Source organism: Nocardia sp. AB354 (assembly GCF_049538315.1).
Lineage (GTDB): Bacteria > Actinomycetota > Actinomycetes > Mycobacteriales > Mycobacteriaceae > Nocardia > Nocardia nova.
On record NZ_JBMVFU010000010.1, the window covers coordinates 140,528 to 160,303 of the forward strand.

The following is a 19,776-nucleotide window of genomic DNA, read 5'->3' on the forward strand; positions in this document are numbered from 1 at the left end:
GCCCGCGGCCACGCGCGTGCGCGAGGGACCAAGGACCTGTCCTGGCGGGACGTCCGCGCCGATTTCGCCCAGGTGGACGACCGCGGACGAAGTCGGCCTGCGGTGGCGACTTTCGGCCCTAGATCGACGGTCGGCGTGGCCGGACGATCGGAACAGGTCCGGCAGCAGGAGGCGGCGATGAGCAGTGACAACGGGACCGAGCGGACGATCGTCGCGGCGGTCGACGGATCCGGTACGGCGCTGCAGGCGGTGCGGTGGGCGGCGGCCGAAGCGGGCGTGCGCCGCTGGGGTTTGCGGATCCTGCTCTCCTCGGCCTCGGCGCCGCGGACCGGACTCAGCGCGATGGAGATCGTCGGCGGCCGGGAGTGGTTGTACTGGAACGGCGAAGGCGTGCTGTCGGAGGCCGCGGCGATGGCCCGGCATGTGGCCGACGGCGTGGACGTCACGACCGAACTGACCGCGGATCCGGTGATCGACACGCTCGTGGAGCGCTCGGCGAGCACGCCGATGATCGTGGTCGGCAGCCACGGCCGGGGCGCGGTCCGGCGCGCGCTGCTGGGTTCGGTCAGTTCGGCGGTGACGCGACAGGCTCGGTGCCCGGTCGCGGTCGTCCACCGCGAAAGCCTGTTCACCGTGGGCGAGGACGCGCGACCGGTGGTGGTCGGCGTCGACGAGGAGGGGACCGCGGTCGGCTGCGCGTTCGAGGAGGCGGCGCTGCGTGGGGTCGCTCTGGAGGCCGTCCGGTGCTGCGACGACGAGGTCGGGGGTTTCGTCCTGGACGGAGAACTTCAGCAGTTCCGCGCGGACGAGACGCGGGCGCTGAACCGGCAGTTGGATCCATGGCACCGCAAGTATCCGGACGTCCCGCTGGAAACCGAGGTGATGTTCGGCGGGCCCGCGCAGGTCCTGCTGGAACGAGCGCGTGACGCGCAACTGCTGGTGGTGGGCCGGCACCGCTGGACCGGCCTGGTCGGAACCGCGATGCGGTCCACCCGCGCGGCGGTCCTGCATCGCGCCCACTGCCCGACGCTCGTGGTGCCCGAGCACGTGGAGCCGGAGTAGATCCTCGGCCGCTGCGCTGCACCGACACCGAATCAGCTGGGTGACAGCAACATTCGGATCCGGTGACGCCGGTTCGCGCGATGCGTCCGAGGCGGCGTCGCGTCGATCGGCGAGCGCACCCCCCGGACGCTGAAGCGCGACGCTCGCCGCTGTACCCGGCGACCGGACCGCGGCGGGTGGGCCGGCGTCGGTGCCGGCGTGCGGAAGAACCACCGCTTGGCGGCCTCGGCGAGAACCAGATAGACCAGCACCGTCGCGGCCAACGCGGCGAAGAACGCGGCGGGCAGCGGGGTGAGGCCGAGATCGGGCGCCACCGGCGTGTACGGCAGCACCACACCCACACCGACCGCGGCGAGCACGGCGAGAAGCAGCGGAATACTCGGCCGGCTGCGGTAGCTGGGACTGCGGCGGGTGCGAATCACGAACAACACCAGCGTCTGCGTGCACAGCGATTCGACGAACCAGCCGGTGTGGAACAGCTCCGCGCCGGCATGGAACACACCGAGCATCAGCGCGAAGGTCGCGAAGTCGAACACCGAACTGATCGGGCCGAAGACGAGCATGAAACGCCGGATCAGGCCGATATCCCAGCGTGCCGGGCGGGCGAGTTGTTCCGGGTCGACCGTATCGGTCGGGATGGCGAGCTGGCTGGTGTCGTACAGCAGATTGTTGAGCAGGATCTGTCCCGGCAGCATCGGCAGGAACGGCAGGAACGCCGAGGCGCCGGCCGCGCTGAACATATTGCCGAAATTGCTGGACGTGCCCATCAGCACGTATTTCATGGTGTTGGCGAAGATCCGGCGCCCCGCCATGACGCCGTCGGCGAGGACCTGCAGATCCTTTTCCAGCAGCACGATATCCGCGGCATCCTTGGCGATATCGGTCGCCGAGTCGACGGAGACGCCGACGTCGGCGACATGCAGGGCGAGCGCATCGTTGACCCCGTCGCCGAGGAAGGCGACATCGCGTCCGGCATGTCGTTGCAGGCGGACGATCCGCGCCTTCTGTTCGGGGTCGACGCGGGCGAATATTGTTGTGGTGTGCAATAATTCGGTCAACGCGTCGTCGTCGAGACGATCGAGGTCCGTGCCGGTCAGCGGCCTGCCGGGGTCCAGGCCGAGGTCGGCGCACACCCGGACCGCGACCGCGGGATTGTCGCCGGTGACCACCTTCACGGTGATGCCCAGGCCGGCCAGACGCCGCAACGCGTCGCGCGCACTCGCTTTCGGAGGATCGAGGAAGACCAGGAAGCCGCGCAGTGTCAGCTCGCGCTCGTCGTCGGTGGTGAGGCGATCGGCGCGGACCGCTGTCCGAGTCGCGACGGCGACGATGCGGTGACCGGCCGCGAACTCGGCGTCGAGGGCGGTGCGAGCGGCCTGCGGGACGTCGCGGCAGCGCGCGAGCACGGCCTCCGGGGCGCCCTTGGCGATGATCGTGGGGGTGCGGTCCGGGCCGGCGACGAGAACCGACACCATGCGGCGGTTGTGGTCGAAGGGCAGGACCGCGCGGCGGACGAAACCCGCTGCGGCAGCGTGTTCGGCCGCGCACGCGCTCCACAGTGCCGCGTCCAGCGCATCGGCGCCGGCCTGGCGTCCGTCGTGGACGGTCGCGTCGGTGCAGGCCAGACCGTAGACCACCGGCTCGTCGCCGGGAGAACCGTCGGCCGCCAGCGCGCGCAGATATTCGATGCGCCCTTCGGTGAGGGTGCCGGTCTTGTCGGTGAACAGGACCTCGATATCGCCGAGGTCCTCGATGCAGACCATCCGCTTGACCAGTACCTTGCACCGCGCGAGCTGCCGTGATCCGGCAGCGAGGCTGGTGGATACCACGGCGGGCAGCAATTGGGGTGAGATGCCGACGGCGATCGCCAGCGAGAACAGCAGGGCATCGAGGATCGGGCGGTGCAGGGCCAGGTTGATCGCGAAGATGCCGGCGGTGAGGGCGGCGGCCACCCACACCAGTAGCATCGAGAACTGACGGAGCCCGATCTGAAATTCGGTGTCGGGCTGTCGTTTTCCCAGGCCGAGGGCGATCCGGCCGAACTCCGTCGCGCCTCCGGTGGCGACGACGACCCCGCGCCCGTGGCCCGCGGCGACGACCGTGCCCATCAGGGCGCAGCACGACAGCTCGGCGACGCCCGACTCCGGTGGCACCGGGCCGGTCGATTTCTCGACGCTGTCCGATTCGCCGGTGAGCACCGATTCGTCGCACTGCAGCCCGGTCGCCGACAGCAGCCGCACATCCGCCGGGACCAGCTGCCCGGCCCGCATCTCCACTACATCGCCGGGGACAAGATCGACCACGTCGACCGATGCGGGCCGGCCGTCGCGAATCACCGTGGCGCCGTGGCGGATCCGCTCGTGCAGCGCGTCGGCGGCGCGTTCGGCGCGAAACTCGTTCACCGCCCCCAGCCCGACCGACACCAGCAGGATGACCCCGATGACGACCGCGTCGGAACGTTGACCGACGAAGAACGACACCACCGCCGCGACCCCGAGCAGTAGCAGGAGCGGCGAACGCAACTGCCGCGCGACCACGGCGAGCAGCCGGGCACGATGCGTGCGAACAGCGTTGGGGCCGAGCAGGTGACGTCGGCGCGCGGCTTCCGTGCTCGTCAGGCCGGTGTCGGTAGTGGTCACCGCGGCCAGCACCTGTGCCGGCGTCGAGGTGGCGGCCGATGTCGCCGGCAGCGGGCCGATCGACGGGGCGGCATCGGTCGGGGACGTGGCCGTCGAGACGACCGCTCGCACGGCGGCACGATTCATACCTCGATGGTTGTCGGAGCCACCGGGATTCGCCAGGGACCAAAGACTCTGCCGGATTGCTACGGCGGTCACCGCCGCTGCCGCTCGGCGGCCGGGGACCGGTGGCCGTGCGGATGAGGACTTGTGTACCTTGCCGGGGCCCGCGCACGGGCGGAGGCTGGGGGAGTGCACCCTGACAAACCGGTGGTCGGGCCGGTGATCGACGCGCGTCGCTACGACGCGGTGATCTTCGATATGGACGGCGTGGTCACCGACACGGCCTCCATCCACGCCGCGGCGTGGACGCAGGTGTTCGACGGATTCCTCGCCGCCCGCAAGCCCGGGCCCGGCGAGAACTGCGCCCCGTTCACCGCCTCGGACTACCAGGACTACGTCGACGGCAAGCCGCGGTACGACGGTGTCGCGGATTTCCTTGCCTCCCGGGCGATCTCACTGCCGCGAGGCGAGCCGTCGGATACGGCGGCCGACGCCACGATCTGCGGACTCGGAAACGGCAAGGACGAGGTGTTCCTCGCCAGGATCGCCGAATCGGGCGTACCGGTGTTCGCCACCACGGTGGCCCTGGTGCGCCGCCTGCGCGCCGCCGGGGTGCGGACCGCGGTGTTCTCGGCCAGCCGCAACGCGGCCCAGGTGCTCGACGCCGCGGGGCTGGGGGATCTGTTCGCCGTGCGGGTGGACGGTGTCGTGGCCGAAGAACTCGCGCTGCCGGGCAAACCGGACCCGGCCACCATGGTGCTGGCCACGCAGCGGCTGGGCGCCGAACCCGAGCGGACGGTCGTCGTCGAGGATGCCGAGGCCGGGGTGAGCGCCGGGAGGCGCGGCGGCTTCGGACTGGTAATCGGCATCGAACGCGGCGCGGATCCGGACCGGCTGCTGTGCACCGGAGCCGATGTGGTGGTCGCCGACGCCGACGAGATCCGGGTGCGCAGTGGTTTCCGCCGCCTGTCGGAGATCGCGGACGCGCTGGCGTGGTGGCCCTCGATCGCCGACGCCGTCGAGGACGAGCATGTCGCGGTGCTGCTGGATTTCGACGGCACGATCTCGGAGATCGTGCCCGATCCCGATGCGGCGATCCCGATCGAGGGGGTGCGCGCCACTTTGGCCGCACTGGCCGCGCGGTGTCCGGTCGCCGTGATCAGCGGTCGCGGACTCGAGGATCTGCGCACGCGCGTGGGCGTCGAGGGAATCTGGTACGCCGGTAGCCACGGCTTCGAACTGGTGGCGCCCGACGGCACCGAACACGTGCACGAAGGCGGCCCGAAGGCGGAGCGGGCGCTGGTGCAGGCGGCGGCCGAACTCGCCGAGCGGCTGAGCCGGATTCCCGGAGTGCTGATCGAGCCGAAGCGATTCGCGGTCGCCGTCCATCACCGCAAGGTCGCCGCCGATGCCGTGGCGACGGTGGTGGCCACCGTGCACGACATCGCCCGCGGGCAGGGATTGCGCGTGACCGCGGGCCGCAAGGTCACCGAACTGCGTCCGGATGTGGACTGGGACAAGGGCCGAGCCCTGCACTGGGTCCTGGATCTGGTGGGCCGGCCGGTGATGCCGGTGTACCTCGGTGACGATCTCACCGACGAGGACGCGTTCGACGCGATCCAGGTCACCGGCATGCCGCTCGTGGTCCGCCACGACGATACCGGCGACCGGCGCACCGCGGCGCGGTTCGCCCTCGACAGTCCCGCGCGCGCCGGCGAATTCCTGGAGCGGATCGCCGAATTGCTCACCGGGGAGAGCGACTGGGCGGTGGGACGGTCGTGGCTGCTCACCTACGACGGCTACGAGCCCGATGCCGAGCGGCTGCGCGAAGCGCTGTGCGCGGTGGGCAACGGCTACCTCGTCACCCGCGCGGCCGCACCGGAGACGCGTGCCGGAGCCCACCACTATCCCGGCACCTATGTCGCGGGAATCTACAACCGGCTCGGCGACGATATCGCCGGGCGGCACGTCGAGAACGAGAGCCTGGTAAATCTGCCGAACTGGCTTCCGTTGACCTGGCGCGTCGCCGACGAGGAATGGTTCGATGTCGATGGTGTCGAATTGCTGGACTACACACAGCAATTCGATATGCGCCAGGGGCTGCTCACCCGCCGGCTGCGCTGTCGCGACACCGCGGGCCGGATCACCGCGGTGGTTCAGCAGCGTTTCGCGTCGATGGACTCCCCGCACACGTGTGCGATGCGAACCACCCTGACGCCGGAGAACTGGAGCGGGCCGCTCACGGTCCGCTCGTCGATCGACACCTCGGTTCGCAACACCGGAGTCGACCGGTACCGCGAGCTGTCCGGAACGCATCTGAGCGAACTGCGAATCGACACCCCGGACGCCCACACCGTCTGCGCGCTGATGCGGACCACACAGTCACTGGTCACCGTAGCGGTGGCCACCCGGACCACCGTGACCTCGGAGGCGCAGGAGACGGCCGGCTCCGCACTCGCCGACGGCGTGGCCGGCCACGATTTCGTCGTGCCCGCCGAATCCGGTCGCGACATCGTCGTCGACAAGACGGCAGCGGTGTTCACCGGCCGCGACCGCGCCATCTCCGCACCCGACGAGGCCGCCGTGCGCCTGCTCGACGAGGCGCCGGCCTACGACGCGCTCTGCACCGCGCACGCCGATGCCTGGGAGCATGTGTGGCGGCGCCTGCGCATCGATCTGGATGCCAGTGAGGAATCGGTGCGAGCGCTGCGACTGCATGTCCTGCAGGTGGCGCAGACGCTGTCGCGCCACACCGCCGACCTCGATGCCGGGGTGCCGGCGCGGGGCCTGCACGGCGAGGCCTACCGCGGTCACGTGTTCTGGGACGAGCTGTTCGTCCTGCCGGTGGTGAGCCTGCGCGACCCGGCGCTGACGCGAGAACTGTTGCGGTACCGCTATCGCCGGCTGCCGCAGGCGCGTGCCGCGGCCCGCGCCCAGGGCTGTCGCGGCGCCCTCTTTCCGTGGCAATCCGGCAGTGACGGCCGGGAGGAGAGTCAGCGCCTGCACCTGAATCCTCGTTCGGGACATTGGAATACGGATGCCAGTGCTCGCGCGCAGCATGCCGGTCCGGCGGTGGCCTACAACGTGTGGCACTACTATCAGGCGACCGGAGACCGGGCGTTCCTCGCCGAGTTCGGCGCAGAACTGCTGGTGGAGATCGCCCGATTCTGGTCCGACCGCGCCACCTACGATCCCGCCGACGACCGGTATCACATCCGCGGCGTCATCGGACCCGACGAATTTCATTCCGGCTATCCCGGGCGGCCCTATCAGGGGATCGACGACAACGCCTACACCAATGTCATGGCGGTGTGGGTCATCCGGCGCGCGCTGGACGCGGTCGAACTGCTGCCGCCGCGCGTGCGGTCGGAATTGCTGGACCGCCTCGCGGTGCCGGCCGTCGAATCGGAGCGCTGGGCCGAGGTCGCCGATCGGATGTTCGTACCGTTCCACGACGGGGTGATCAGCCAGTTCGCCGGCTACGACCGGCTGGCGGAACTGGACTGGGACGACTACCGGCGCCGCTACGGCGATACGAGCCGGCTCGACCGCATCCTCGAGGCCGAAGGTGACGATGTCGACCGGTATCGGGTGGCGAAACAGGCCGACGTCCTGATGCTGTTCTATCTGTTCTCCGCCGACGAGCTGGGGCGGTTGTTCGCCGGGCTCGGTTACGATTTCGGCGGTGCGGACATCCCGCGCACCGTCGACTACTACCTGGCCCGCACCTCGCACGGGTCGACGCTGAGTGCCGTCGTCCACGCCTGGGTGCTGGCCCGGGCGAACCGGGACCGCGCGATGGAATTCTTCGCCAGCGTCCTGGAATCCGATATCGCCGATATTCAGGGCGGCACCACGGCCGAGGGCATTCATCTGGGCGCCATGGCGGGCAGTATCGATCTGGTGCAGCGCTGCTTCACCGGACTGGAGACCCGTGACGACCGCCTGATCTTCGCCCCGTCGTGGCCGCCGGAACTGGGCACGCTGACCTTCGCGATCATCTACCACGGCCATCGCCTGACCGTACGCATCGACGCCCGGCGGATCGAGATCAGCTCCGATACGGACGGGGCGCGTTCGATCACGGTCGAATGTCGCGGCCGCACCGTCGTGCTGGCGACCGGCGAGAGTGTCACGCTGCCGGCGACGGACGAACACTGACAGCGCGAACACTGATAGCGCGAACACCGGCAGCGCGAACACCGACAGCATGGGAGCGCCGGACCGTCCGGGCGGAGGTTCGGCGCGTCGTGTTTCGAATTACGCTGCGGTCGAACGGAATTCGGTGACCCGCCACCATTCCCCGCCGCCTGCGATGTGACCGGTGGCCGCCACCGGCAGATCGCGGCGACGCAGGCCGGGCAGCACTCGATAATCGATCGAGCCCGGGACACTGACCAGGGCGAGCACCCGCCACAGCGCGCGGGCGTAGGCGTCGGCGGACGCCGCCCCGTCCCATTCGTAGAGCCCCCGGTACACGCCGCGTTGATCGTGCGCCAGCCACAATTTGCTGATCATGCCCGGGAATCCGGCGAAGAGCACGGTGTTGAGGATGCTCTCGTGACGGAACCACGCATGCCCGCGTCCGCGCACGCCTCGCAGCTCGAAACGCACCAGCAGCACACACGGTTCGGGCGAGGGGATTCGATCGATCACGGTTTCCTGGTAGACGTAGGCCGACGTTCCGTCGCCGAAACTCAGCCACGTCCCGACGTTGCGGGCCGGGCAGTGGATGCGGTGGCGTGCCAGCAGCCCGACGGTCGTGATCATGCACCGGCCGACCGCGAGGAAGGCCGGCGCGATCGGCAGTGGCGTCGGTGTGCCGGTGGTGGTCACGGTGTTTTGCTCCCGATGCGGGCGGGTTCGGCGACGGGGTGCGCTTCGGCACGTTCCTTGATGCCGCGCAACATCTTCTGCTCCATCACCAGACTGCCCGGTTCGAGGAAGAACGTGTCGAACAGTCGCAGCGCGGTCGAGGCGCCGGGCGTCGCGATCCGATTGCGGCTGACCAGGCGGGTGCCCTCCGGGCGCGGATACAGCCCGAATTCCCAGATCCAGTTCCCGTCGTCGGTGCGGAAGACGAGCGTTCGCTCGGGCTCGAGCATCGCCACCCGGGACGGGGTGTTGTCGGAATTCGCCGTGACGACGTCACCGACGGCGAGGTCCTGGAACTGCGGCAGGATCGACCGGGCGCTGTGCACGTCGACACCCAGGAGCCGGTCGATCCAGTCGTAGCTGTAGATTCCGCCGCGTCCCGGCCCGAACTGCACGAGCCAGGGCCAGACCGCGGACGGATCGGCCTCGATCGTGATCGCCCGGGTCGAGAGCATGTCGGGAAGCAGGAGCAGGTCGTCGCCGGGCATGCGGCGGCGCACCTCCTCCTCGGTCGCGCCCCAGCTCAGACACCACCGGCGGGCGAAGAGCCGGTAGCCGGTGGCCAGCCCGCCCAGAAACGATGCGACGCCGACCGCGGCCGCGGCACCGCGACGGGCCGCCGAATGGTCAGTCCTTGTCATGCGCCTGCTTCTCCTCGGGCGAACGCACGACCATGACGGGGCATTTCGCATGCTGGACAAGAGAATTCGACACCGAACCCAGCAGCAGCCCGCGGAAGCTGCCGCGGCCGTGGCTGCCGACCACGATGAGCTGCGCGGATTCGCTCCACCGCTGCAGATGGGCAGCGGGCTCGGCCATGCTGATGTGCCGGCGCACCGAGACGTCCGGATACTTCTCCTGCCAGCCGGCCAGTCGTTCGGCGAGGATCGCTTCCTCGTTGACCTCGATATCCGACATCGGGAACCAGGTGTACGGGTCGCCGACGAACGAGCCGAAGGTCAGATCGCTCCACGCGTGCACGGCGACCAGTTCGGCGCCGCGCTCGGCGGCTTCCTCGAACGCCGCCGCCACCGCGCCCTCGCTGAGCGGGCTGCCGTCGACGCCGACGACCACCGGGCCGGTCTCGCGTGGCCGTGACTGCTGCTCGGACTCGGTGCGTACCACCACGACCGGGCCCTCGGCGTGGCTGGTGACCGACAGCAGAATCGAACCGATGTGGGTGCCGAAACCGCCGGCGCCCTGTGCGCCCAGGGCTACCAGATAACCGGTGGCGCTGTGCCGCAACAGCATTCGCGCCGGATGCTCGGAGGAGACCTCTGTGCTGACCTGGACCTCGGGCAGGGTGTCGCGGACGGCGAGCGCCTCGCGGGCGACCAGGGCTGCGCCGTGGGCGCGCAGGCGTTCCAGCACCGCCGGCTCGGAAATGTCGTAGTTGTTGAAAACCCGGCTCGCGCTCGGCAGGTCGAGTCCGTAGGCGATGCGCAGGTCACGTCCTCGGTCGCGGGCGACCTCGGCCGCCCACAGCAGCGCGGTGCGGGCACCGGCCGACCCGTCGACACCGACCACGATCGGCGCGGAGACGAGGTGGTGCGCGTCGTCCGCATACTGAGAGCTCATCGGTATTTCCTTTCACCCTGATCGATCCGCCGCGCGCATATGCCGGTCATGATTCGATCTCCTCGGTTTTGATATGCAGTCCCAGCCCGGCGACGACGATGCCGAGGACGAGATACAGCGGCTGCGCCCAGTCCAGCGTGCGGAGCGCGGTCATCTCGGCGAGCAACCAGCAGATCAGCAGTAGGCCGCTGATCACCGCGGCCGTGGCGACGCGCCGAGCACCGGTGAGGGCGCCGCCCGCGGTGACCGCCATCGGTATCCCGACGACGAGCGCGAAGGCCACCGCGCCGGCGGCTACGCCGTGCCCGGCCGGAGTGCTGTCCAGCGGCGCGCTCGGATGCAGGCCGATGCCCAGCGCGACCGCGAGCGCGAAGACACTCGCCGCGACCGCACCCGCGGACGCGGCCAGCAACATGTGCCAGCGTCCGACGCCGTCGCCGAGAGTGATTCCTGCCATACCCCGACCTTTCCCGACGCCGGGGAAGGGCCGCCAGGGCCTTTGGTCCCGCACTGCCGCCCCGAGGGTCCACCGGAGCCGGCCGATGTGGCGACCACCCGCCGCTCACGGCGCCGGATCCGATCGGCGCGACGACTGCCCGGCGGTCACGACTGTCCGAAGACTCGGCGTTCCGGTGACTTTCGGCCGTGCCCCGCCCACCGCCCGGGGCGCGATGCTGAGTGCGACAACGCACCAGTGAAAGGGGCGACAGACAATGGGCACGTTCAGTGGTCGCAGTGCGATCGTCACCGGGGGCGCACGGGGCATCGGTGCCGCCGTGGCGGCCGAGCTCGCCAAGGAGGGGCTCGGCGTGGTGATCGCCGATCTCCTCGAACGCGACGGCACCGCCACAGCGACGGCCTTGGGCGCCGGCGCGATCTTCCGCCGCCTCGACGTCGCCGACGAGGATGCCTGGCAGCGGGTGATCGCCGACGCCGAAGCCACGTTCGGCCCGCTGGCCGTCCTGGTGAACAACGCCGGCATCGTCGATTTCGGCGGCGTGGACACCGAGCCACCCACGATGTTCCGCCACGTCCTGGATGTGAACCTGTACGGCTCGTGGCTCGGCATGCACCTGGCCGGTCCGCGCCTGCGCGCGGCCGGCGGCGGAGTGGTGGTCAACATCTCCTCGACCGCCGGCCTGATGGGGTACGCGGGCATCGGCGCCTACGTCGCCAGCAAATGGGGATTGCGCGGACTGACCAAGGCGGCGGCGCTCGAATGGGGACCGTCGAATATCCGGGTCTGCTCGGTGCATCCCGGCCCGATCCGCACCGCGATGACCGCCGGTATGGACGAATCCGTCACGGCCGCACAACCGTTGGCCCGTTTCGGGGAACCCGAAGAAGTCGCCGCCATGGTCCGGTTCATCGTCACCGAGGCGACGTTCTCCACCGGATCGGAATTCGTGGTGGACGGCGGCGCGACGACCGGCCAGGTGCTGGATCTGCCCGCCGCGGTAGGAGACCGATGATCATGACGAGACATCCGGACTACGACACTCTGATGACGGCGGTGGACCTGGCGGTGCGCGCACCGTCGGTGCACAACAGCCAGCCGTGGCTGTGGCGCATCGGGGACGACACCGTCCAGCTGTACGCCGACACCAGCCGGCAGCTGCGGCAGACCGACCCCGACCAGCGCGATCTGATCGTGAGTTGCGGTGCGGCACTGCATCATCTGCGGGTCGCGGCCGCGGCGCTGGGCTGGGCGACGGTGGTGCACCGATTGCCGAACCCGGCGGTGCCGGAACACCTGGCGGCCGTGGAATTCCGGCCCGCCCCCGCGACGGCCGAAGCGGTCGGCCTTTCCCGTGCGATCCCGCTGCGCCACAGCGACCGCCGCCACTACACCTCCTGGGAGGTGCCCGACATTCACATCGGCTCCTTGACGGCCGCCGCGGCGGCGAACGGCGTGCTGGTCCGCGATGTGGTCGCCGACGGCGAGCGGGTGCGGCTGCTGCACGCCTTCGAACGTGCCGCCGCCGCACACAACGCCGACGCCGCCTACCGCGCCGAATTGGCGCGCTGGAGCGGACATCACGCGGCACCCGACGGTGTTCCGGCCCGCAGTGCGGTCGCCGCGACCGACGCCTCGGCCCGGCCGTTCGCCGATCCCCGGCTGCCGGAGGCGGTGGTTCGCGATATCGCCGACGCCGATCACATGCTCATGCTCTACACCGCCGGCGACGACACGGTGAGCCGGCTGCGCGCGGGGGAGGCGACCAGCGCAATCCTGCTGGCCGCGACCACATTCGGGCTGGCAACCTGCCCGCTGAGCGAACCGCTCGAAATCCCGGAGGTGCGCGCGGAACTGCGCACCGACCTCCTCGACGACAGCGGATATCCGCAGATGATCATCCGAACCGGCTGGGCCGCAACCAGTTCCCCGCTGTCACCGACACCACGACGACCGCTCGACGACGTCGTGACCCGGCTGTGAGGAGATGACCGACATGACGCGGTATCCGTCGTTGGCACTGCGCGCGTGGCGCACGGGTCCGTGGGCGGCGAACCGGCTGATGCGGCCGTCGGACCGGATCGAGGCCGTCATCCGGATCCTGGCCGTGGTGGTGGTTCTCGGCGCGGTGCCGGTCTGCGCGGCGATGGGCACCGCCCGCTACACCGATGCCGCCGTACAGATTCGCGACGAGAACGCGGCGAAGACGGCGGTCGCCGCCACGATCGTCGCCGATCCGGTTCGCACGACGGCGACATCGATGGACGTCTCCGCCGATCGATACGAGGCCACGGTTCGGTGGACCCGCGACGGGCATTCCGCCGAAGCCACGACGCCCGTGGCGGCGACCGCGCACCCCGGGCAGCAACTGACCATGTGGCTGGCGCCCGACGGCCGCCCGACCGCAGCACCGCTGCCCGCCGACACCGCCGCGATGCGCGGGGTCGGGCTGGGAATGGCTACATTCGTCGAAATCTGCTTCGCTACAGCGGCACTGGTATGGCTGACGGCCTGGGCCTTCGGTATCCGGCATCGTGCCGGCTGGGCCCGGGAATGGCGAAACATCAGCCGCCCCATCGGAACTCCGTGAACACCCGATCCACAACCACCCGATCCACGAGGAGAACATCATGACCGAGCACCACGCGGTACCGCAGCGGCACACCGATTCGCCGATCGTCGCCGCGGTCGACGGCTCGGCCGTCGGCTACCACGCGGCCGCCTGGGCCGCCGCCGACGCCGCACTGCGCGACTGCCGCCTGCATCTGGTCACGTCGATCTCGGTCGCGGGCGGGCTGGGTCCCGCACCGATCCTCACCGAGGACGATATGAGCTGGCTGCGCGTGGACGCCGAACGGATCCTCGTCGAAGCCGCCCGCATCGCCCGCGCCGCGACACCGGACCGTACGCCGGTGATCACCACCGAGATCACCACCGACGCGATCATCGGCCATCTGATCGCAGAGTCCGATCAGGCGCAGGGGATCGTCGTGGGCAGCCGTGGCCTCGGCGCCATCCGGCGCGGCCTGCTGGGGTCGGTGTCCTCCGCGATCATCCGGCACGCGAATTGCCCGGTGACCGTGGTGCATTCGATCTCGGCGACGGATGCCGTCACGGCGGTGAAGCCGGTTCTCGTCGGCGTCGACGGCACGGCGAACAGTGTGCCGGCGCTCGAACTCGCCTTCGCGGAGGCGTCGCGGCGCAATGTGGGGCTGGTGGTGCTGCACGCGTGGAGCGACCGCAGCAGCGGCCTCGATCCGGCGATCGTCGGCTGGGACGCGATCCGGGAATCCGAGGACGCGGTGCTGGCCGAAACCCTGGCCGGATACTCCGAACGGTATCCGGAAGTGAAGGTGCGTCGCGAAATGGTGCTGGATCGGCCGGTGCGCTCCCTGCTCGATGCGTCGGAGAACGCGCAGCTGGTGGTCGTCGGCAGCCACGGCCGCGGCGGATTCACCGGAATGCTGCTCGGCTCCACCAGCGCGGCACTGGCGCAATCGGTGGAATGCCCCATCACCGTGGTCCGCCAACCGGCCGGACAGACCGCGTAACAGCAGGTTCGGTAGCAGTCGGCGGGGTGGTCAGCTCAACGGAGCCGACCACTCCAGCCGCGTACCCGGCCGCTGCGAGCCCGCCGGGCCGGGCACGGTGCGGAACGTGCCGCCCAGTGAACGCGCGCGCTCGGCGAGATTGGTCAGCCCGCTGGGGGTGATGTTGTCGCCGATACCGCACCCGTCGTCGGTGACGGTGATCGTCAGGTCGTCCCCGACACCGATCACGACCTCCAGCGTCGTGGCGCCGGCGTAGCGGACGGTGTTGCTGACCGCTTCGCGCACAACGGCTTCCGCGTGGTCGGCCAGCTGCGAACTCACCACCGAGAGCGGTCCGGCCACCCGCAGCGAGTTGCGAATCGGGGTGTCGCCGCACTGCTGGCGGATCGCCTCGTCGAGGCGCTGACGCAAGCGCGTGCTGGTGCCGCCGTGCAGATCGAAGATGGAGGTGCGGATCTCCTGGACCACATCCTGCAGACCGTCGATCGCTTCGGTGAGCCGGGCCTTGACCTCGGGAACGCGGGTGCGGGGTACCGCTCCCTGCAGCGACAGCCCGATCGCGAACAACCGCTGGATGACATGATCGTGCAGATCCCGGGCGATCCGGTCGCGGTCGGTGAGCACGTCGAGTTCGCGCAATCGCTGCTGCGTGGCGGCCAGCTGCATGGCCAGCGCCGCCTGATCGGCGAAGGCGGCGGTCAATTCCAGCATCTCGTCGTCGTAGGGCGCGGTGTCCTTCGCGCGGACCGCGATGAGGATCCCCTGCGGGGCGTCGCGAGTGTGCAGCGGGACCAGCAGTACCGGGCCGCCGGTGGGGAACAGCGCGGCGAAGTCGAGGTCGCCCACATCGTCGAAACGCAGCGGCTTACGGTCCGCGAAGGCCGTCCCGATGGTGCCGGTGACATCGAGCGAGTGTCCGGCGTCGGCCCCCTCGCCCGCGGCCTGGTCGACGACCAGTTCGGTGATCTCCTCGGCCGGCACATCCGGGTCGGTCACCGTGGCGAGCAGCACCCACTCCGATCCGGTGAGGACCCGCACGTGGTCGACCAGATGTGCCAGCACCCGGCCGGGCTCGTCGGCGGCGAGGAATTCCGTGGTCAGATCGCGGGTGGCCTCGATCCATGCTTGCCGGTTGCGGGCGGCCTCGTACAGCCGGGCATTCTCGATGGCGATACCCGCGGCGGCGGCGAGTGCCTGCACGATCAGCTCGTCGTCCTCGGTGAATTGCTGCCCGCCGGCCTTCTCGGTGAGATACAGATTGCCGAAGATCTCGTTGCGGATGTGCACCGGAACACCGAGGAACGTGCGCATCGGCGGGTGGTGGGCGGGGAATCCGACCGACGACGGGTGGTGTGCCAGGTTCTCGAGCCGGATCGGTTTGGGCTGGGTGAAGAGCATGCCCAGTACGCCGTGGCCCTCCGGCAGGTCGCCGATGAGCTTGCGGGTCGGTTCGTCGATGCCCTCGTAGATGAACTGCTGCAGGTGTTCGTCGTGGCCGCGGACGCCCAGCGCCCCGTATCGGGCATCGACCAGGTTGATCGCGGCGTGGACGATGGTGCGCAGCGTCTCGGCCAGGTCGAGGCCGGCGGTCACCGACAGCATCGCCTCGACCAGCCCGTCCATCCGGTCGCGGGAGTCCATGATTTCGTCGACGCGGTCGCGCACTTCGGCGAGCAGCTCGCGCAGCCGTAGCTGCGAGAGGGTGTCGCGCACCGAGTAGCTACCGGCTCGCTGATCGTCGGGCATTGTCATCGTCCTGTAATCCACTGTCCGAGTAACGCGAAACATCGGCGTTTACGCTTGCGAAAAGCCTACCGCTCTCCTGTGCGCCGCGACAGATAACGGCAAGTCGGACGGTGGATGCCGCTGCGACGAAGGTCGTTTCGAAGGCCGCCGAAAGGCCCTGGCTTCGACAGACCCGAGGTAGACGGTCGGATAATGAGGATCTGTTACGGCACATCCCGTCGGAAAGGTGTCGCGCGATGACCCGTTCCAGCGCCACTCCGACCCTGCCGGAGGGGCTTTCGTCGGCCGAAGCGGCGCGACGGCTGGCTCGCGACGGCACCAACACCGTCCCGCGACGGCCGCCGCCGCCGTGGTGGCGGCGGGTGCTGCGCCAGTTGCGCGACCCGTTGATCCTGGTGCTGCTCGTCGCCGTGGTCCTCACGGTGGCGACCGGGGACTGGACCGATATGGCGGTCATCCTGCTGGTCATCGTGGTCAACACGGCCGTCGGCGTCGGCCAGGAGATTCGCGCGCAGCAGGCCATCTCGGCGCTGGAAGAACTGACCGCCCCCACGGCGCGGGTGCTCCGCGATCGCGAGCAGCGGCAGATCCCGGCCGCCGATGTGGTCGTGGGCGATGTCGTGGTTCTCGGGGAAGGCGATATCGTCGCCGCGGATGCGAGGGTCGTCGAGGCGGCCGCGCTGATGCTGGACGAGTCGGCGTTGACCGGTGAATCGCTGCCCGTCGACAAGTCGGTCGACGACGACGCGGAACTGTCGGCCGGCACCGTCGTCGTCAAGGGCCGGGGCACCGCGGTGGTCACCGCGATCGGCGCTGCCAGTGCCACCGGCCGCATCGCCGGACTGCTGGACCGCCGGACCGGTCCGACACCGCTGCAGCGACGTCTGGTCGACATCGGGCGCCTGCTGGCCGCGGTCACGGTCGTGCTCTGCGTGGTGGTGTTCGCGCTGGGAATGGTCCGGCATCAACCGCTGGAACTGATGCTGGTGACCGCGATCAGCCTCGCCGTGGCGGCGGTTCCGGAATCGCTGCCGGCGGTGGTCACCCTCGGGCTGGCGCTGGGCGCGCGCCGCATGGCGGCCCACCGTGCTCTGGTCCGCACGCTGCCCGCGGTCGAGACGCTGGGGTCGGTCACCGTACTGGCGACCGACAAGACGGGAACGCTCACCGAGGGCCGGATGGTCGTCGGAGATATCTGGACGGTGGCGCAGCGGTCGTCGGAGGACGATCCGGCGGTCGTCGAACTGCTGGCGGCCGCCGTGTTGTGCAACGACGCGCAGTTCGTCGCAGCCACCTCCGAGACGGACGAGACGGCGGTGCTGGGCGATCCCACCGAAGCCGCACTGCTCTGTGCCGCAATGGATGCCGGCATCGACGAACGGGAGTTGCGGAGCCGGCTGCCGCGCGTGGCGGAACTGCCGTTCGACAGCGACCGCAAGCGTATGACGACCGTGCACCGGCTACCTGACGGGACCTACCGCACCGTGTGCAAAGGCGCGCCCGAGGCCGTTGTCCGTGAGGGGCTGGTCGATGCAGGCATGTCGCTGCGCGCCGAGGCGCTGGAACACGCGGCCGCCTTCGCCGGCCAGGGGTACCGGGTGCTGGCGGTCGCCGCGGCGGATCGTCCGGAGGACCCCGGCGAGGATCCGGAGGACGGCCTGCACCTGCTGGGACTGGTGGCGATTCTGGATCCTCCCCGGGAGGAGGCCGCCGCGACGGTGGCGGCCTGTCGCCGCGCCGGGATCCGGCCCATCCTGATCACCGGCGATCATCCCGGCACCGCCGCCGCCGTGGCCACCGACCTGGGCATTCTGGCCGGCGGCGACGCCGTCGTCGACGCCCGGAGCGCGAGCGACACCGAACTGGGCAGCGCCGCGGTTTTCGCGCGGGCGACACCGGACCGCAAACTCGACATCATCAACACCTTGCAGGCCGGCGGCCAGATCGTCGCCATGACCGGGGACGGGGTCAACGACGGGCCCGCGCTGCGGCGCGCCGATATCGGCGTGGCGATGGGGCGGCGGGGCACCGAGGTGGCACGGCAGGCCGCGGACCTCGTCTTGGCCGACGACAATCTCGACACCCTGGTGGTCGCCGTCGAGGAGGGCCGCCGCGTCTACGCGAACATCCGGCGTTTCCTGATCTACGGCCTTTCCGGTGGGGCGACGGAAATCGCGGTCATGCTATTCGGCCCGTTGTTCGGACTCGCGCTGCCGCTGCTGGCCGCCCAGATCCTGTGGGTCAACCTGCTCACCCACGGTCTCACCGGAGTCGCGCTGGGCGGTGAACCGGCCGATCCGGCGATCATGCGGCGTTCGCCGCGCCCGCCCGCGCAGAGCATCCTCGGCGCGGGCCTGTGGCAGCGGATTCCGCGCATCGCGTTCGTGCTCACGGTGGTGACCCTCGCGGTGGCGGTGTGGGCACACCACACCGACCGGCCCTGGCAGACGATGGCGTTCTTCACCCTGGGGGTCACCCAGCTCGGCGTGGCGCTGGGGTCGCGCACGCGCCCGTGGTCGACGGCCAATCCGCTGCTGCCGGTGGCGATCGCGGTCTCGTTCGCGCTGCAAGTCGCCGCGGTGTATCTGCCGCTGCTGCAGCGGCTGCTGGAAACCGAGGCACTGAGCTTCACCGACCTGCTGGTGGTGAGCGGCCTCTCGGTATTCGGGTACGCCGCCGTCCGGATGGATCGGTTCCTGCATCCGGGATCGGAGCGTGAAGCCGGCGTCGGTTCGACGGAGTAGCCTCACCGCTCGGTGAAGGTCAGCACCTCGTCGATATCGCGGCGCGGGGTCGACGGCGGAGTCGGCTCGTCCGGCGGCGAGCTGCCGATGCGGACCAGGACCTGCGGATAATCGTGATGCGGGAGCAGCGCGGCCAAGGCTCGACGACCCGCCGGCACCTCCGTGAGGTGGGTGACCGGGCAGGTGCCCAGTCCCGCCGCGGTGCATTCGAGCAGTACCGCGGACAGCGCCTCGCCGGTGCGGAGCCAGTACTCGCGCGAATCCTCCGGAGAGCTGATCGCGACGAGCCGGGCGTGATCGAGGCGACCGGGCCGGCGCTCCGAATGCGGGGCGGCGGGGAACGGCCGGGCGACGTCGACGCGCGCGAGTTCGGCGGCGGAGATCAGACCGCTGCCCGGAATCCCCTCGGTTTCCTCGAAATTCCCTGCCCACCACAGCAATTCGTCCTGATACATCCAGTCGTCCCGGCGAGCCGCGGAGGCGGCGCGCGAGATCGCGGCGACCCGGGCGCGGACGTCGCCGGCGAGTTCGTCGAAATCGAGCCCGTGCGGCGTGACGAGAGCAGACAGCGTGGGCGCCACTTGCTCCCAGTGCCTCGGCGCGTCCATCGGCAGCCGGTCGGTGTATCGGTGGGTGATGGCCGCCGCGCGATGCGGGATTCCGTTCGGAGGGTCACCCCAGGGCCGGAATTCCAGGACCGCCATCAGGCCGGGCCGCTGCGGATCGGGCATCCGCACGATATCGGTATGCCAGTCGCGGGCGGCGAACGCGGTGCGAGCGTGGTGCAGCACCGTGCCGCAGCTGATCACCTGTTCGCGGCCGTGCGGGTCGGCGCCGGACAGGACGCGATCGGGATCGGTGTACAGGAGCAGCCGATGGCGGTCGAATATCCAGCGCCAGGGCTGCGTGTTGTGGACCGAGGGTGCTCGCTGCGCCAGCTCGACCACTGCCGCGACCGTCCGGTCGTCGGGCCTGTCGACGATTGTCGAGTGCTTTGCCGTGGTCATGGTGTCCAGTCTCAC

At 70.0% G+C, this 19,776-nt stretch carries 14 protein-coding genes; 7 read left to right on the forward strand and 7 right to left on the reverse strand.

The window, feature by feature from the left end; translation table 11 throughout:
- Positions 1 to 177: 177 nt before the first annotated feature.
- Entirely contained in the window at positions 178 to 1,062 is an 885-nt protein-coding gene (locus ACPCUW_RS16815) for a universal stress protein (RefSeq protein ID WP_423425827.1), read from the forward strand.
- Positions 1,063 to 1,094: 32 nt separating this feature from the next.
- Here the strand turns inward: ACPCUW_RS16815 and mgtA are convergent, their stop codons facing one another.
- Positions 1,095 to 3,827: a magnesium-translocating P-type ATPase gene (mgtA, locus tag ACPCUW_RS16820; RefSeq protein WP_423425829.1), complete on the reverse strand. Its 2,733-nt coding sequence runs from the start codon at positions 3,825 to 3,827 to the stop codon at positions 1,095 to 1,097.
- A gap of 165 nt (positions 3,828 to 3,992) precedes the next feature.
- Between mgtA and otsB the strand changes: the two genes are divergently transcribed.
- Positions 3,993 to 7,964, forward strand: a complete 3,972-nt coding sequence (gene otsB, locus ACPCUW_RS16825) for a trehalose-phosphatase (protein WP_423425831.1) — start codon at positions 3,993 to 3,995, stop codon at positions 7,962 to 7,964.
- 99 nt (positions 7,965 to 8,063) lie between these two features.
- Here the strand turns inward: otsB and ACPCUW_RS16830 are convergent, their stop codons facing one another.
- From ACPCUW_RS16830 to ACPCUW_RS16845, 4 genes are read right to left on the reverse strand one after another with little or no spacing between them, the layout of a single operon-like run.
- Positions 8,064 to 8,639, reverse strand: a complete 576-nt coding sequence (locus tag ACPCUW_RS16830; protein WP_305780390.1) for a hypothetical protein — start codon at positions 8,637 to 8,639, stop codon at positions 8,064 to 8,066.
- Positions 8,636 to 9,319 (reverse strand): SRPBCC family protein, encoded by a 684-nt coding sequence (locus ACPCUW_RS16835; protein ID WP_305780391.1) that lies wholly within the window; start codon positions 9,317 to 9,319, stop codon positions 8,636 to 8,638. The genes ACPCUW_RS16830 and ACPCUW_RS16835 overlap by 4 nt, the downstream gene beginning before the upstream one ends.
- Positions 9,306 to 10,256, reverse strand: a complete 951-nt coding sequence (locus ACPCUW_RS16840) for a universal stress protein (RefSeq protein ID WP_030516380.1) — start codon at positions 10,254 to 10,256, stop codon at positions 9,306 to 9,308. Before ACPCUW_RS16840 ends, ACPCUW_RS16835 begins: the two co-directional genes overlap by 14 nt.
- A gap of 46 nt (positions 10,257 to 10,302) precedes the next feature.
- Complete coding sequence (locus ACPCUW_RS16845; protein WP_305780392.1) at positions 10,303 to 10,713, reverse strand: hypothetical protein; 411 nt, start codon at positions 10,711 to 10,713, stop codon at positions 10,303 to 10,305.
- Positions 10,714 to 10,969: 256 nt separating this feature from the next.
- Between ACPCUW_RS16845 and ACPCUW_RS16850 the strand changes: the two genes are divergently transcribed.
- Genes ACPCUW_RS16850 through ACPCUW_RS16865 form a run of 4 tightly spaced genes read left to right on the forward strand, consistent with a single transcriptional unit; the run spans position 10,970 to position 14,264 of the window.
- A complete protein-coding gene (locus ACPCUW_RS16850; RefSeq protein WP_064905365.1) occupies positions 10,970 to 11,728 on the forward strand; it encodes an SDR family NAD(P)-dependent oxidoreductase in 759 nt (252 codons plus the stop codon).
- Positions 11,729 to 11,730: 2 nt separating this feature from the next.
- Positions 11,731 to 12,696 (forward strand): Acg family FMN-binding oxidoreductase, encoded by a 966-nt coding sequence (locus tag ACPCUW_RS16855; RefSeq protein WP_064905363.1) that lies wholly within the window; start codon positions 11,731 to 11,733, stop codon positions 12,694 to 12,696.
- A 4-nt stretch (positions 12,697 to 12,700) separates the two neighbouring features.
- Entirely contained in the window at positions 12,701 to 13,303 is a 603-nt protein-coding gene (locus tag ACPCUW_RS16860) for an Rv1733c family protein (protein ID WP_064905361.1), read from the forward strand.
- Between the two features lie 40 nt (positions 13,304 to 13,343).
- Positions 13,344 to 14,264: a universal stress protein gene (locus ACPCUW_RS16865; RefSeq protein ID WP_305780393.1), complete on the forward strand. Its 921-nt coding sequence runs from the start codon at positions 13,344 to 13,346 to the stop codon at positions 14,262 to 14,264.
- Positions 14,265 to 14,294: 30 nt separating this feature from the next.
- Here the strand turns inward: ACPCUW_RS16865 and ACPCUW_RS16870 are convergent, their stop codons facing one another.
- On the reverse strand, positions 14,295 to 16,016 hold the full coding sequence (locus tag ACPCUW_RS16870; RefSeq protein WP_423425836.1) for a GAF domain-containing sensor histidine kinase: 1,722 nt from the start codon (positions 16,014 to 16,016) through the stop codon (positions 14,295 to 14,297).
- A gap of 230 nt (positions 16,017 to 16,246) precedes the next feature.
- Between ACPCUW_RS16870 and ACPCUW_RS16875 the strand changes: the two genes are divergently transcribed.
- Positions 16,247 to 18,754 carry a cation-translocating P-type ATPase gene (locus tag ACPCUW_RS16875; RefSeq protein ID WP_305780394.1) on the forward strand — a complete coding sequence of 836 codons (2,508 nt, stop codon included), beginning with the start codon at positions 16,247 to 16,249 and terminating at the stop codon, positions 18,752 to 18,754.
- A gap of 2 nt (positions 18,755 to 18,756) precedes the next feature.
- Here ACPCUW_RS16875 and ACPCUW_RS16880 read toward each other — a convergent pair whose 3' ends face one another.
- Positions 18,757 to 19,761: an Acg family FMN-binding oxidoreductase gene (locus ACPCUW_RS16880; protein ID WP_305780395.1), complete on the reverse strand. Its 1,005-nt coding sequence runs from the start codon at positions 19,759 to 19,761 to the stop codon at positions 18,757 to 18,759.
- Positions 19,762 to 19,776: the final 15 nt, after the last annotated feature.